The 15,273-nt window shown below is 57.3% G+C and carries 6 protein-coding genes; 2 read left to right on the top strand and 4 right to left on the bottom strand.

Annotation, left to right across the window (positions count from 1 at the left end; all coding sequences use genetic code 11):
- The first annotated feature begins 347 nt into the window (after positions 1–347).
- Together MYS68_RS37100 and MYS68_RS37095 are read left to right on the top strand one after the other, a co-directional pair.
- Entirely contained in the window at positions 348–1,238 is an 891-nt protein-coding gene (locus MYS68_RS37100) for a carbohydrate ABC transporter permease (protein WP_248930537.1), read from the top strand.
- Positions 1,239–1,250: 12 nt separating this feature from the next.
- The gene (locus MYS68_RS37095; RefSeq protein WP_248930536.1) at positions 1,251–2,075 is read left to right on the top strand and encodes a carbohydrate ABC transporter permease; all 825 of its coding nucleotides are present in this window, start codon (positions 1,251–1,253) and stop codon (positions 2,073–2,075) included.
- 303 nt (positions 2,076–2,378) lie between these two features.
- Here the strand turns inward: MYS68_RS37095 and MYS68_RS37090 are convergent, their stop codons facing one another.
- The 4 genes from MYS68_RS37090 to MYS68_RS37075 all read right to left on the bottom strand — a co-directional run bounded on the left by MYS68_RS37090 (position 2,379) and on the right by MYS68_RS37075 (position 15,271).
- Positions 2,379–3,146, bottom strand: coding sequence for an SDR family NAD(P)-dependent oxidoreductase (locus MYS68_RS37090; protein WP_248931146.1), 768 nt, complete (start codon positions 3,144–3,146; stop codon positions 2,379–2,381).
- Complete coding sequence (locus tag MYS68_RS37085; RefSeq protein WP_275983650.1) at positions 3,146–4,498, bottom strand: DHH family phosphoesterase; 1,353 nt, start codon at positions 4,496–4,498, stop codon at positions 3,146–3,148. Before MYS68_RS37085 ends, MYS68_RS37090 begins: the two co-directional genes overlap by 1 nt.
- Positions 4,499–4,671: 173 nt before the next feature.
- Entirely contained in the window at positions 4,672–5,349 is a 678-nt protein-coding gene (locus MYS68_RS37080; protein ID WP_248930535.1) for a S1 family peptidase, read from the bottom strand.
- A 31-nt stretch (positions 5,350–5,380) separates the two neighbouring features.
- Entirely contained in the window at positions 5,381–15,271 is a 9,891-nt protein-coding gene (locus MYS68_RS37075) for a chitobiase/beta-hexosaminidase C-terminal domain-containing protein (protein ID WP_248930534.1), read from the bottom strand.
- Positions 15,272–15,273 lie beyond the last annotated feature (2 nt).

The following is a 15,273-nucleotide window of genomic DNA, read 5'->3' as shown; positions in this document are numbered from 1 at the left end:
TTGGGCCCCGGGTACCTGGACTCGCCCGCCGGGAGGGGGCGCTCGTGGGGGGGGGGCTGATCGCCGGGAGATTCAGCTCGCTGCCAGGTCGCGTCTGCCCGGCATGGAATTATTGCTGTTAAGCAATAATTCCTATGCTGGCACGCTTCACTTTGGGAGCGGTGACGTTGAAAGAGGGTGAGTGCCTCTGACCCGCGGTTGCCCGGTACGTTTTTCGGCTATCGCGGAAAAACTGCACCGGGCACGCTCTACGACCGTCGTTTACGCCAGTGTCATATCAAAAAACACGATAAGGACAGGGAAACATCCTGTCCTTATTATGTTCGACAGGATTGGAGTGGAAAATCATGCAAAAGGTGTTAAGCAACAAGCTGGCCGTCTTTGTATTCGTCTTTCCCGGCGTCTTGTTGTTCGTGCTTACGTTTCTCGCGCCGATTGTGCTCAGCGCGTTTTATTCGCTCACCGATACGCTCGGACCGGGCACGCCAATCCGTATGGTCGGCCTGCAAAACTTCAAGGAGCTGCTTTTTCACGACGCGCGCTTCTGGAAATCGCTGCTCAACGCCGTGCTGCTCGGGATCGGTTATGTCGTTTTGCAGCATCCGGTCTGCATCCTGTTCGCCGTTTTGCTGGACAGACTCGGCGGGAAAGCCGAGAAGTTTTTCCGAACGGTCTTTTTCGTCCCGTGCGTCATTTCCGTAGTCGTCATTTCGAAAATGTGGCTGACGATTCTCGACCCGTCGTTCGGCATCTTGAACAAGCTGCTCGATATGGCGGGGCTCGGCGCGTGGAAGCACGCCTGGCTCGGCGATACGAGCACCGCGCTCGTCTCATTGCTGTTCATCCTGATCTGGTCCGGCTTCGGATGGGGGCTTCTGTTTTATTATGCCGGCATCAAAGGCATTCCCGACGATCTGTACGAAGCGGCGCAGCTGGACGGCGCTTCCGGCTTGAAGATGCACCTGCGGATCACCGTGCCGCTATTGTCCCCGGTCATCGCAGTGCAGGTGACACTCGCGATGATTACGGCGCTGAAGCAGATGGAAACGGTGTTTTTGACCACAAACGGCGGTCCCGGTGACGCAACTCAATTTCTCGCCGTTTATTTGTACAACAAGGCGTTCTCGGCGAGCGAGTACGGCTACGCCAACGCCATCTCCATCCTGTTCATCGCCGTCTGCCTGCTCGCCACATATTTGAGCAACAGACTGATCCGCAGCGATGCGGCAGAGTATTAGGAGGTGACGCGCATGAAAAAGAGACAAAAAACGATCACCTGGATCGTCTTTCTGATCGTCGCTTTCGGCCAGCTGTTTCCGCTCATCTGGCTGATCGATTTTTCCTTTGTAAACAGCAACGATTTCTTTTCGTCCGGCATTTTAAAATGGCCCGATGCCCCGGAGTGGAGGAACTATGTGAACGCCTGGGTGGACGGGAAATTTCCCAAATACTTGTTCAACAGCGTGCTCGTATCCGCCGTCACGATTGCGCTCACCGTGTTTTTTTCGCTGTCTCTCGGTTATGCGTTTACCCGCATGCAGTGGAGGCTTAGAGGATTTTTCTTTGCCGTCATTTTGCTCGGCATCATGATCCCGATTCACGCCACGCTGCTGCCGAACTTCGCCATTTTCAAGACGATCCGTCTTACCGATTCCTACCTCGGCCTGATTCTTCCTTATACGGCGGTCTCCGTTCCGCTCGGAACGTTTATTTTGTCCGGATTTCTGCGCAGCATTCCGAAAGAGGTCGAGGAGTCGGCCGTCATCGACGGCTGCAGCATTTACCGCATCGTGTTCCAGATCATCATGCCGCTGACGGCGCCTGCGCTCGTCACGATTGCGGTGACGACGTTCCTGAACTGCTGGAACGAATTCATTATGGCTTCGACCTTCCTCACCAAAGATTCGTTAAAAACGCTGCCGTTTTCGGTGATGAACTTCGTCGGGCAGTACTCCTCCGATTACGGCTCGCAGTTCGCCGTTATGGTGCTGACGTCGGTCCCGGCGATCGTCATCTACGCGCTGTTTAACGAGCAGATTACGAAGGGGGTTACCGCCGGCGCGGTGAAAGGGTAAAGCGCCCGCATTTGGGCCGAATGTGATAAAACTCTAACGGTCGCCACGGAGGTTATTGCAAGGATTTTGCTGAGTTTACAATTCTAACGGTTCTGACTGAGGTTATTTGGGCAATAGGATGATCTCTTATCGGATAATCTTTGAAATAAGCTCACTGGCAACCGTTATAATTTGAAAATGAGCATTTTCAGCCAAATAAGCTCTATCACAACCGTTACACTTTATGAACAGATTTACATGATTTTTCTGTCACGACAAAAAAAGGCCTTCGCCGTTTCCGGTTCGAAGGCCTTTTTACCCGCATTATTTCATAAACGCGCCGCCGTTGATTTCGATCGTCTCTCCGGTCAGGAACGAGCTGAGCGGCGAAGCCAGGTATACCACCGCCGCGCTGACGTCCTGCGGCACGCCGCCGCGTCCGACCGGAATGCCGGCGATCGTCGCCTTGCGCGCCTCCTCGGAAGTCAGCGTCGAGTGGAATTTCGTCTCTTCGATGAATCCCGGAGAGACGACGTTCACCCGGATGCCATGTGGAGCAAGCTCCTTGGCGAGGCCTTTGGAGAGGCTGAGCACCGCCCCTTTGGACGCGGCATAAACGGATGCGCCGTTCGCCCCGCCGTTGTGAGCGGCCAGCGAGCTCATGTTGATGATGACGCCGGAGCCTTTCGCTTTCATGCCCGGGATCACCGCTTTGCTGACAAAAACGGTGGAGAACACATTGACGTCCATAACCCGGTTGTACAAGTCTGCGGTCATTGCTTCCACCGTCCGGCGTTCGATCATATGGCCGGCGTTGTTGACGAGAATGTCGACGGTGCCGCCAAGGGCTTCCTCCGTCTGCGCTACCATCGCAGCGATTTCGTCCTCTTTCGTAACGTCCGCTTTAACGATAACCGCCTTGCGTCCAAGCTCGCGAATGCGCGCCGCGGTTTCCTCCGCGCCTTCCTGGTTGCTCAAGTAGTTGACCGCAACGTCGGCGCCGCAGGCCGCAAGATCTATCGCGATGGCGCGGCCGATCCCCCCGCTCGCTCCTGTCACGAGTGCAATTTTTCCGCTTAAATCGATGTTCATCATCCGTCAAAACTCCCTTCCGCTTGGGCTTGATCACATGCTTGCTCTATCATAACATGCTCATGCCCACCGTGATTAGGGATTTTTTTATGTCCGATTGGAATAATTTCATATCCCCGCTTCAAATGACGTTTATTCGCCGGCTCCTGTACGTCCCGCTTCGTGCGCCTGCCGGCATGCTGCTCCATCAGAAAACGCACGTACACATCATCCTTGACCAGCCATGCGCCGTATTCGCGTTTCACGGTACGCTCGGCCTCCTCGAAGGAGGGGTACGGCTCGTCCAACACTTCTCCGTTCAGATCGATGAACCAGCCTTCGTCCCCTTGAAACACGAACAGCTTCTCGTCCTTGCGGTTCTCGTACAGGGAGCCGAACGGGGAGTTTTTCAAATTATATATGTTTTTAAAAGCGTCCGCCCGCATCGGCTCGAGCTGGAACGGTTTGTCGACGTACAGCCGGTATACTTCGTCCGTCATTGCGCATCCCGATGCTTTCGCATGGCCGCCCCCGCCGAAGCTCCCCGCGATTTCGGACACATCGATATGGTCGTGGATCGTGCGCAGGCTGACTTTTTTCCCGCCCACGTTAAGTATCGCGATATAATCGAGATGCGGGTTTTCCTTGCCCAGCTCGCTGCCCAGCTCCGAATGATACGATTCGGCGTGAACGATTCCGACGCACAGATCGGCGATGTACGTCTGCACGATCTCCCTTTTTTTCCGGCGCACATACCGCTCGATCTTCTCCTCCTCCATATCGAGAATTTTCTCCTCGAACTCGTCGAAGGCGAAGTGCTCGCTGTGCAGCAGACGTTCCGTCATCTTCTCCTCGAATTCGTCGATCGACACCATGTAAAACAGATCGTTCAGCCGCTTCGCCCGGGACTCGTCCCGCTGCTCCCATTCCCACGTATCGTACAAGCGGACGAGCTCGACGAATTCATTCAGCGCAGGGGTAGCGGCGATGAGGCCGTTTTGCAGCAAATATTCGTAAAACAGCGATGTCGCCGAAGCGAGACGTCCGTCCTCGTATTTCACCTGCACGGAAGCCCAGTTATGTTCGTTTAAGTGCAGCGCCGACTTGTGGTGGTCAAGCAGCTTCGCCTTCCCCCCACCTTCCGTGTAAGCAGTAAGACCTTTGGCGTTATCTTCGTTCACCGACAAGTCGGTAATAAACAGGAAGTCGTGTTTCCCGCCCTTCTCCTTGGCCCGTTCCAAAAACCGCTGCACCTGCACGTTCAAGCCTTCGACGGAGTTGTACCGCACCTCCGCTTTGTCCCCAAACGCGTATTTCGCTACGATGCCGCATCCTACCCCATCCAGATCGTTATGCGTATACAATCGATACATGGCAGTTTTGACCCCCAGTCGTCTATTCGGCGGATGCCGCTGCTTCGTATTTTTGTAAAAAAAGGGTAATTCTATGCATAGTCGCTTAGAGAGAAAAAAAGAAGAGGGCTACCCCAAGGTTCCACCCTTGGAACAACCCTCTCATTGCCGCCAAGCCCTAAGCTTCGGCAAAGCTACTTCGCCTGCTGCAGCACCAGGCTCTGAATATCGCCGATGCCGATAACCAGATGGACGTTATTCATGGTCCGCAAAGATCCCGATATGATTCCCGCCAAATGACCGAAGCGGTCGATCAGCGGTCCTCCGGACATGCCGCTTACGATCTGGGCGGATGTCAAAATGCGATCCCGCCCGTTGATCTCCGCTTTCGGAGAATTGACGATCCCCTCCGATATGATAGGCACATCTTTCATCGGGTACCCGATGGCAAACACTTTTTCCCCATGCTTCACGTCTGTTTCCCGGATCGGAAGCGCGCGATACGTTTGATCCGCTTCCGATCGGGCGGGCAGCTTCAGCACCGCCGCATCCGTCGCTTCGTTAACCCCGAGCACCTCGACCGGAGAAACCGTCCGCCCGTCGTTAAAAATGGCCTCGATCCGCTCCGCATCGGCAATGACGTGGTAAGCCGTTGCCGCTATGCCGTCCGGCGAGATGACCACCCCGGAACCGGCGGCTTTAAGCGAATCGTCGCCGTTCAGCGCCCGGATATAAAATACCGATGCTTCGGAGCGCTCGTAGATTTCCTCCGCATTGTAAACGGCGGGGGCATCCGCGTTCACCTTTATGAAAAATGGTGCCCCCGACGCAATGATGAGGAACATGCACACTAAAGCGATTTTGACTCTCATTTGTTTTACCGCCTCGCCATAACCTGATTTTTTAGCGGGCTGCCGCCATAACGTCCTCGAAAGCCCAGTGGGTCGGAGGCAGATCGCTGAATTTCGGCTGCACGTCCTGCTGTTTCTGCTTTCCGATAATCCGGTTGACCAGGACGACGGCCTGAGCCCTCGTGATCCGGCTATCCGGCTGGAACGTACCGTCCGGGAAACCTTCGACATACCCCGCCTTCGTAAAGGCGTCCACGTATTTCTCGGCCCAGTGCCCGCTTACATCGGAAAGGACGGTCTCGCCGGCTTCGGAAATGTCGAGCTTCAGCACTCTGGACATGATGACGACGAACTCGGCTCTCGTCAGCCCTTTTTCCCCGCCGAACGTCCCTTCCGGGTAGCCTTCGATGATTCCGGCCGATGTGAAGAATGCGGCGAGCTCTTCCATACTTTTGTCCACATCGCCGAACACATTCCCGACGGGAACCTCCTCCTTGTCCAGCAGCGGTGAGAGAAGGTACATGATTTCATACCTGCTGAGAGCGGCATCCGGCTTAAACTCGTTGTTCTCATAACCGGAGATGTATTTCACCTGGCCGGCATCGCTCTTTAAGGCAAATTTGGCGTCTTCAACGAGATAATGGATCGTAACGACCGTATCGTCTTTATCGGTAATCATTTTGATGGTCATGTTCCCCGTGATAAGAATCCCGTCTTTATATTGCGGGCTATTTTTCGTAGGGGTGCTTCCATCGGTTGTATAATAAATGATTTGCCCCTCGGGAGCGGATAAGGTCAATTTGCTGTTTCTGGCGACAATGACCGCGGATTTGCCGTCGGTTTGAATTCGGGTTTGGCCGACATTGGCTTTAATTGCCGGTTCGGAAGCCGGTGCCGGTTCCTGTTCGGCAGCGGGTGTCGGGAAGAATCCGCCGCCCCCGCCTCCGCCGCTTCTAATGCCGCCTCCGCTGGTCATCACCTGCTTGGTCCAAGTACCCGACAATATCTCGCTGTTTTCCTTCTCATCCGCGATTGTAACGGCTCTGATCGTAGTCGTATTCGTGAGCAGTATCGGCCCCGTATACAGCTTGGACCAGACGTCCGGTTCGCTGCCGTCCACCGTGTAATATATTTTTCCGGCCGTCTCGTCCGTCGTCAAGGCGACGGAAACCTGAGGATTAAACCGGATATCTCCGGAAATGACCCTTGGCTTTAAGGCGGTCTCGGCAAAAGGCAGAACATCATTGATCGCGATGCTTCGGCTTTCCCCGTTGACCGTGGCTGTTAACAAGACGCTGCCCGCCGACTTCAAGGAGCCTTTGAGCACGCCGGACGCGCTGCTGAGCGATACCGCATTCGGATCGGCTGTCCATACGACCGGACTGCCGGTCAGCTCGAACTCGGATTTGATCCGGCCCACCGTATCCTTCAAGTCAAACATAACGGCCGCGGCGCTCACTTTGGACGCGTTCGTTTCCTTAAACGCGGTCAGTTGCGGGTAAAACCCTGCTGCCGCATACCATAGATCGGAGGAAAGCATTTCCGGCAGCGTTCCTTTCGCGAGGTCTTTGGCCGTCATTCCCGCCGCTTCCCCCGGAGCTCCCGCCGTCCTTTTCCCCTCAGCGTTGTAGTAGGCCGTGTCGGCTTTCAGCATCATCTTGTTGTAGGCCGTTTTCCCGATAACGGCGGCATCTTCCTTCTGTCCGGCGATTCCGCCGAAATAGCTGCCTCCCGGCACCACTTTTCCGCCGATCGACGCGATAATTTCGCCATAGTTCATCACCTGGCTTATCGAGCCGGCCACGGCGCGGCCGGCGATGCCTCCGGCCCATACTTTAGCGGTGCCTTCGGCTTTCGCGCGTCCCGAATAGTAGGAGTCGTGGATCGATCCGTAGTTCATCCCGGCAATCCCGCCGGCTGCGCCTTGATCGGATACGATGTCCACATCGGCGAACGAGAAGGATGATGCGATCTCTCCGCCTGCCTTGTTGACTCCGGCGATTCCTCCCGCTGCAGCTGCCGCGGCGGATGGCGCATTGCGGATGCTGCCCTTGGAATAAGCTTTGCGGATCAAACCTTCGTTCTCTCCGGTTATGCCGCCCGTGTAGCTACCGGCTTCTATGACGGCATTTACAGCGATTCCTTCCAAACTGCCCTTGTTCAGACCCGTCAGGCCGCCGGCGTAATTGCCGCCTTTCAAGGTCAAAGACGAAATCGTGACATCCGAAACGGCGCCTTCGTTTGTTCCGACCGCTCCGCCGGTATAATCGCCGCCTGTGACCGCACCCGCGGCCGTAATGCCGCTCACGGTCGCTCCGGCGCGATTCGTTCCGGCGATCAGCCCGGTGCCCGCTGCTCCCGTGACGGTAACGTTGTTCAATGCCGCATTGGTGATGGTCTTGCCGTTGTCTCCGGCCACGCCGCCGGTATGGCTGCCCGAACCGGTTACGGCCAGCGAAGCGGCGGTCATTTTCTCGATGGAGCCGCCGTTCAATCCCGCGAAGCCGCCTGCATAATCGGCGCCGTTTACGGTAAGAGACTCCGCGTTGATATCGGAAAGATTGCCCGCGTTTTTCCCTGCCGCTCCGCCCGTGTAGTCGGCTCCATTCACGATCAAAGATCGGATGGTGATTTTCGAGATGCTGCCTTCGTTCGTCCCGGCCGTTCCGCCGGTATAGCTGCCGCCCACAGCGGTACCGCCCGCTGTAGCCCCGCTGACGGTTCCTCCGGCACGATTGATTCCGACGATAAGCCCGGTGTTCGTTCCTCCTGTGACGGCCGTGCTGTTCAGCGCCGCATTCGCGATCGTTCCGCTGTTGTCCCCGGCAACGCCGCCGGTGTAGCTGCCCGCCGCGGCCACCGTTGTCGCGGAAAAGGCTGCGCTGCTGATGGTGCCGCTGTTCGACCCGGTCAAACCTCCCGTATAATCGGCGCCGTTCACGGTGAGCGATTCCCCGTTTACGTTCGACGCGCTGCCTTCGTTTTTCCCGATCGCTCCGCCGGTATAAGCGCCTCCGCTCACCGTACCTTTCACCGTAACGCCGCTGACGGTTCCGCCCTTACGGTTGATCCCGGCAACAATTCCGGTGTTGGTTCCGCCCGTCACATCGGCTTCGGCAAAGACGATATTGGCGATTTTCCCATTGTTCTCGGCGGCGAACCCATAAGCGGCTGCTGCCGGCGACTTTCCTTTAAAACCCGAGATCGTTTTGCCTTTGCCGTCGAATTCGCCGTTAAAGACGCCGAACGGAACCCATGCGCCGCCGTCCACGGAAATATCCGCTCCGAGCGAAAATTTGTTCAACGCCGGTTTGGCGGCAGCCGTTCGGTTAAACAGCCGGTAATAATCAAGTCCCGTATCGTTGTAAAGCAACACGGCACCGCTTAGCTGCTTGCCGCTTTGAATCACGATTTCGGCGAGCCCGTCCCCGGTCAGGAAAGACGTATCGGGATCAAAAATCCAGTTTCCGTAGCCGTAAGAGTCGGTCCGGTCGCTTTCGGCTTTGACGATGTCCGCCGCCCCCAGATTCCGTCCAACCGGCTCGGACGATCCCAGATAAGAAGAGAGCGCGACTTTGCCGTTTCGGAAATTGTATCCGATCAGACCGCCGCTAAATACGTTCGCGCCGCTCACATTCATGACCAATTCGGAGTCATTCGCAAATGCGCTTTCCACCGCCCCGTCGTTGTAACCGGCAAATCCGCCGGCATACGAGCGGATGGCTTGATTGATTCCGGTCGTTGCGATCGTTGCCGGGGCCGCGTAAGCTTTTTTCACGACGGCCGCTCTTTCGATAATGCCGGCAAAACCGCCGCTCCGCGTATCGAAGCCCGTGTTGGAAATATCGCCGGTTGCGTAAGCGTCGGTGATCGTATAACGGTCCACCGATCCGGCGAAGCCGCCGGCATAAGCGCCGGTCACACCTTTAACGCTCACCGCACCCTTGGCATAGGCGCTTTCGATCGTCCCCGCACCCGGCTCGGCATCGCCCAGCATACCTGCAAAACCGCCGGCATAAAGGGTGTTGTCTTGGTTGTCGCAGACGATCTCAAGCGGGATATCGGCAAACGAATGGGTGATTCTCGTATTGTCGCCCGTTCCTGCGAAACCGCCGGCATGAGTGGCCGGCGTCATTCCCGGCTTCGTGACGGCGCTGCCGACGGCGATCTTCTGTCCCGCGACGGAAACCGCGTTCGAATAATGAATTTCCCCGCCTGCGGCCTGGCCGACGACGCCGCCCACGTGATAAACGCGGCTGGAATCCGCGCCGATCCCGCTATGAACCGTCGCGCTGACGATGACGCCGCTGCTGTAGCCGGCAATGCCTCCGACCGTCGCCGTGCTGCCGCCGCTGACGGCAATTCCGGTAGACGATGCGGACAAATAAATGGAAGCTGACATGTTTTTGCCGGCGATCCCGCCCGCGTACAGGTCCGCTTCATTATCTACGGAAGCCGCTTTGATTCCTTTCGCGGAAACGGAAGCATTATAAATACCGTGATAGAAAGGCACCGGCTTGCCAAAATCGAAGCTTTTGTTCATATCCGCGGACGACAGGATCCCGGCGATCCCACCGGCGGCGGCTTCGCCCGCTGCCGAAACGACATCGATATCCGTCTTCGCGTCGGCCATATAGATAATGGAATCGTCCGCCTGGCCCGCAATACCTCCGGCTGCGATTCGGCCACCGTTTGCCTTCACCGCGCCGCTTGCCGCAGCCTGCCGCACCGCGGTCCCGCCAAGCTTCCCGGCGATACCGCCGAGAAATGCCTGCGGACTTCCGTCCGCCGCGGCGATTGCGAGGTTTTCAACCTTTACATTGTCCAGGTCAAACGTGTTGTTCCCTTTGCCCGTCTTGAGGCCGACGATGCCGCCGACGATGCCGTTGCCTGTCAGCTGCCTGCCGCCCGCCGCGGCGGTTACCGTCACGTTGCGGATTGGGCTGTCGGCGTTCGACTGTCCGATCACGCCGCCCAGCGTCGAGTCCGGACCGGTCGTCTGCATCGCGCCGTCCGTAAAGGCGAGCGTAATGTTTTCCGCTTTTCCCGACAGGTGCTGGCCGACGAGTCCGCCCAAAACGCTGCTTGCCCCTGACGACGAGAGGCGGTATCCCGCCGAAACGGTCATACTCATGCCGGTGACGTCTCCGGTTTGCTTCCCGACGATCCCTCCGATCGTCGCGTTGCTCTGGGAGCTTCCTGCGCTGCCGTCCACAGTGCTCAATTTGATGACGTCCGGATTTAACGCAAACGTATTTTCGCCGACGAATCCGCCGACAACCGGATTTGTTCCCGTGCCTTCCACCCGGCTGGCGCCGTCCAGGCCGACGGTCATCGCCGCCAAAGTCCCCGTGTTTTTGCCGATCGCGCCGCCGACGGTCGTCCCGCTAATTTTCGCAGCGCCGAGCAGCTTGATATCGACATTGGACACACCGCCTTGATTCCATCCGGCCAGCGCTCCGGTTACTCCCTGGCCTGCCACGGACAGAGGCTCCAGCTTGACGTTCATAATCTTGCCCTGCCCGCCGACAACTCCGAACAAGCCGGAATACCGGTAATTGGGCAGAACGCTAAGCCCGTCGATCAGCTGGCCGTTTCCGTTGAACGTTCCTTGAAAAGGGCTGTCTTCGCTAAAGCCGATCGGCACCCACATTTTCGATTGAATGTGGATCGAATTTTTCACCTTGACGGTTCTGCCCGCAAAATCGAACTTGGGTACGCCTGACATCGTGCCGTTCACGATGGCGGCAAGCCCGGCGAGCTCCGCTTCGCTTCTCAGCTCGAAGCTCAGCGCCCCCTGGTCCTTCATATACCAGCTGATGCTCGCATTGATATCGTCGCTGCCTCCCGATCCCCCGCCGGTATTGGCCGTACGGATTAATTCGGGATATTTGTACGCAGCGTCAAGCGATCCGTATCTCCAGGTCGAACTGAAGTCCCAGCCGGACAAGCCGGGGAAATAACTTCTGTCCTGCAGCGTTGCCGAAAGAATCGTGCTAAGCCGCGCGTGCACATTAAGCCAGATCATATTCCCGTCGGCAAAATCCGGCAAATCTCCGTTAATGTCGTTGTCAATGTCCTTGACATAATACGACTTATACAGCAATTCCTTGCTTTCGCTGTCATAACGCCCGGCGAAACCTCCGGCCAATGCGCCGCTTGCCGCCGACACCCGTCCCGCCGAGTAGGCGGTCGTCACGGTGCCGTTCGTAATTCGGCCGAGCAAGCCCCCGGCGTAGGAATGATCGGCATTCGCAACGACCTCTTTGGCCGCATACGAATTGGTGATGCTGCCTGCCGCATGATCGCCGACAAGGCCGCCTACATTCGTATAACTGCCGTTCGCAGTCACTTTCGATACCGAATACGATTTATCGATCGTCCCGCTGTTCCGTCCGACAAGCCCGCCCAAGTAAACGGAGCCGTTTTCGGTGCCGTACGCATTGCCCGTAATATCGATATCCACATAGGAGGTCAGGACGCGGCCTTTGTTTTCGCCCACCAATCCTCCGGCAAGCGTATCCTGCCCTTCAATGGTCAGGCTTGCGTTGGAGTACGTGTAGTAGAGCGTCCCGCTTTCCTCGTTAAGGCCGGCCAACCCGCCTGCAATGCCGGCTTCCCCTTTGGAAACGACCGAGATTTTATCGGAAATGCTCCCGTTGGCAATCAGACTTCTGTTGCTGCCAACCAATCCTCCCGTTACGGAAGCGCGCGCGCCGGACGAGATCGTCCCGACGATGCGGCTGTTTTGGATCGTGCTGATCTCCTTGTCCGGCGCGGGGCCCGGCTCGCCGGCCCGTTTGTCGTTCAGTCCGACCACTCCGCCCGCCGTGGAGGAAACGGCGTTTGGACCCACCTTGATGCTCAAGGCATCCGTATTATTGTTTATAATCACGGCCGTATCGGTGCCCAGGTTATATCCCGCCATGCCGCCCACCGTCGAACTCGGACCGTTCGCGATCAGATTGACGGCGCCGGAAAACACTTTCTCCACCCGGGTCTTGCTGCCGTAGCCTACAATCCCCCCGATATAGGAAGAGGAGGCGTCGGCTGTGCCGGAAACGATCAGGTTGTCGGCGTTGATCTTCTGGGCATCCCCGATGATTTTGCCGTTGTCCGTCTTGCCGGCGATGCCGCCTGCAGCCGATCCGGCACCGGCGACGTTCAGCGTCGCGTAGTCGGGAAGCACCGCTTCGATTTGAGGATTTTGGATTTCGGTATTTTTCGCATACCCGGCGATCCCGCCGACAGTCGAATTCTGACCGCTTGCGCCGATCAGCACATTTTCCCCGGCATGGACCCATACGTCCTTGACCACGGCAGGCGAAGCGCTGCCGTCGGGCGCTTCGGAACGTCCGACGATCCCGCCGATCTCGGCTCCGACCCCGCTCGCGCTAAGCTGATGATTTATCGCCTTGGCTCCTGCAATTACGCCGGTGCTCTTGCCGGCGATCCCGCCGATCTGCGGGTTATTTCCTTGCGCCGTCAATGTTACATTATTTACCGCAATCATAAATCCATCGGCCGCCTCGGTCCCCGCTGCAGCGTTCTGCACGCCTGCCGCACCGCCGAAGCTCACCCCGGAAGCGGGAATGGTGACGGTCAGGCCCTCTACGTTCAAGAAAATCTGCGGGGAGCGGTTTATGCCGATAGCCCCGCCCACACTGCTGTTATCCGCCTTAATGTCGATCACCAGATCATTAACCTTTACCGGCGATCCGGCGGTTCCGACTTTGGCGTCGGACATCAAGGATCCGGCAACGGCACCCAGGTTGTAACCGGTTCTTCCGGTTTCGCTGAGCAAGCCGATCTTCGCGACACTGCCGCTTGCAAGCGTAAGAGGCCCGTCATTATGCCCCACGATGCCGCCGGCCGTCACCCGGTCGATTCCGCCTCCTCCGGCAAACTTTACGCTGTCGCTTGTTTTTGAAGTTGCGTGCCCGATAGTTGCATTGGAAATGGTCCCCTGAGCCGTACCGGCTACCCCGCCGGCGAAGCCGTCCGCCGATGTCACGGTAAACGTTATATACTCAACCGTAGCCGTAGCCGCAGTCCCTTTCAAATAACCGGCCACGCCTCCGCTGCTTCCGTCGGACGTTATCGCCGCGTATTGCGGAGGCGTTTTACTTACGGTCGCGCCTGTCACCGAACCTCCGTCCACGTAGCCCGCGATGCCGCCGGTGAACGTACCCGTTCCGCCCGCCGCTGTGATCGTCCCATGGAATTCGGCGGAATCGATCGCTGCTCCGGCCGAATAGCCGACGATGCCGCCGGTGCTGACGGCATTGTCCGCGCCGGACGATGCCGCTGCGACGGTAATATCGCCTGCAAACACCGCTTTCCTGAGCGTTTTATCCGCGCTGTCCGCAGGCAGGGAACCTACATATCCGCCGGTCTGGATTTTGGTTTTGCCGGTAACCTTGATATTGCCCGTACTCGAGACATTTTCGCTGGCTTTTCCGTCCGATTGGGCGTAACCCCGGTTGGAAACGATCCCTCCCGTATATACGCCCGTGCCTGCGCTTACGGTGATAGATCCGCTGTTTTCATAGGCCGAAGCGGCCGTGCTTTCGAATATGACCCGGCCGGCGGCATAGCCGACAAGACCGCCGGTATAAGCTTCATCCGGTTGCCCCGATTGGCCTCCTCCCGAAATCTGAAGATCACCCTTATTTTTGGCAATATTGGAAAATTGTACATTTCCTGAAATGTACCCGACAAGGCCTCCGGTGTAGACGTGGTCTTTGCCCGACGCGGTAATGCCCGCGTTGTTGGTAAAGCTTCTCGTCCAGGTTAAGGAGCCTTCGACATAACCGGCAATGGCTCCCGTGTACACGTTCGATCCGCCGTTATTCGCCACTGCGCCGGTACCGGCGGCAAAAGGAAAATCCAACGTCATCGATCCGGCCGTATCCAACCGGCCGGTCAATCCTCCTGCATACGAACCGCGTGCAGAGGGAGCTCCCACATTGACCGCACCGCTGTTTGTCGTATTCGCAGAGAAGGTCACTTCCCCGCTCACTTTGCCTAAAATGCCGCCGGCGTAGTTGTTTAAACCGTTTGACGCCGTAACGGCGCCTGCATTCAAAATCGCCGTACTTTCTTCGTCCATTTTGATGGAGGTCGAAGAATGGCCGGCAATCCCGCCGGCATAAACATTCTTGCCCGCCTTGCTGGCGGCGCTGACTGCGCCGTAATTCCACATTTTCTTAAGCTTAAGCCCGTTTCTGTCCACGGCGCCGGTGATGCCGCCGGCATAAACGTCTCCGCCGTAAGCGGCAACCGCGCCGTTATTGACCAGGTTGGAAACGATGCCTTCCGCCCGGCCGACGATGCCGCCGGCATAGGTCACTTTCGTGACCGAATCGACCGAGATGGACACGTTGTTCGTAATATCGTACAAGATGCTGTTGTTCGCCATCAAGCCGACGGCCGCACCCACATAAACGTCCTGAGTTACGGAAGACATGCTGATGCTTCCTGTGTCCGTAAACTTGAATCCGCCGACCGTCGCTCCATCCATGTATCCGATAAAGCCGGCATAAGTCAAGTTGTCCGTCAATGTCATGCCGCTAATGTCCTTGACTTTTCCGCCCGCAGCAATAAGAGTTCCTTTGAACGGCTTGGCCCCCGTTCCGATAGGCACCCATTCGTACGCCGACAAGTCCAGGTCGCGGTCGATCTCGAGGATTTTGCCGCTGAACCCGTTAACTGAGGCCCCTCCCGGGCTGACGCCGTCATTGACCAGCTTGGCTACGCCGGCCAGCTTCGCCGGCGTATCGATCGTAAACGTCGTATAGACCGGATTGTACCAGCCGGTATCCGCATGGTCCGACCAACGCTCCCCGCTTGCATCGGCCAGAAACGCCCCTGCGCATGCAAATATCGCCATCAACAAAACGGCACATACAATCCCGCGGATTGATTTTTGCCTTACCGTCATTT

It is taken from the genome of Paenibacillus hamazuiensis, from assembly GCF_023276405.1.
In the GTDB taxonomy this organism is placed as follows: domain Bacteria; phylum Bacillota; class Bacilli; order Paenibacillales; family NBRC-103111; genus Paenibacillus_AF; species Paenibacillus_AF hamazuiensis.
Note: the sequence above shows the minus strand (reverse complement) of the source record. Positions and strands in the feature narration are given on the sequence as shown.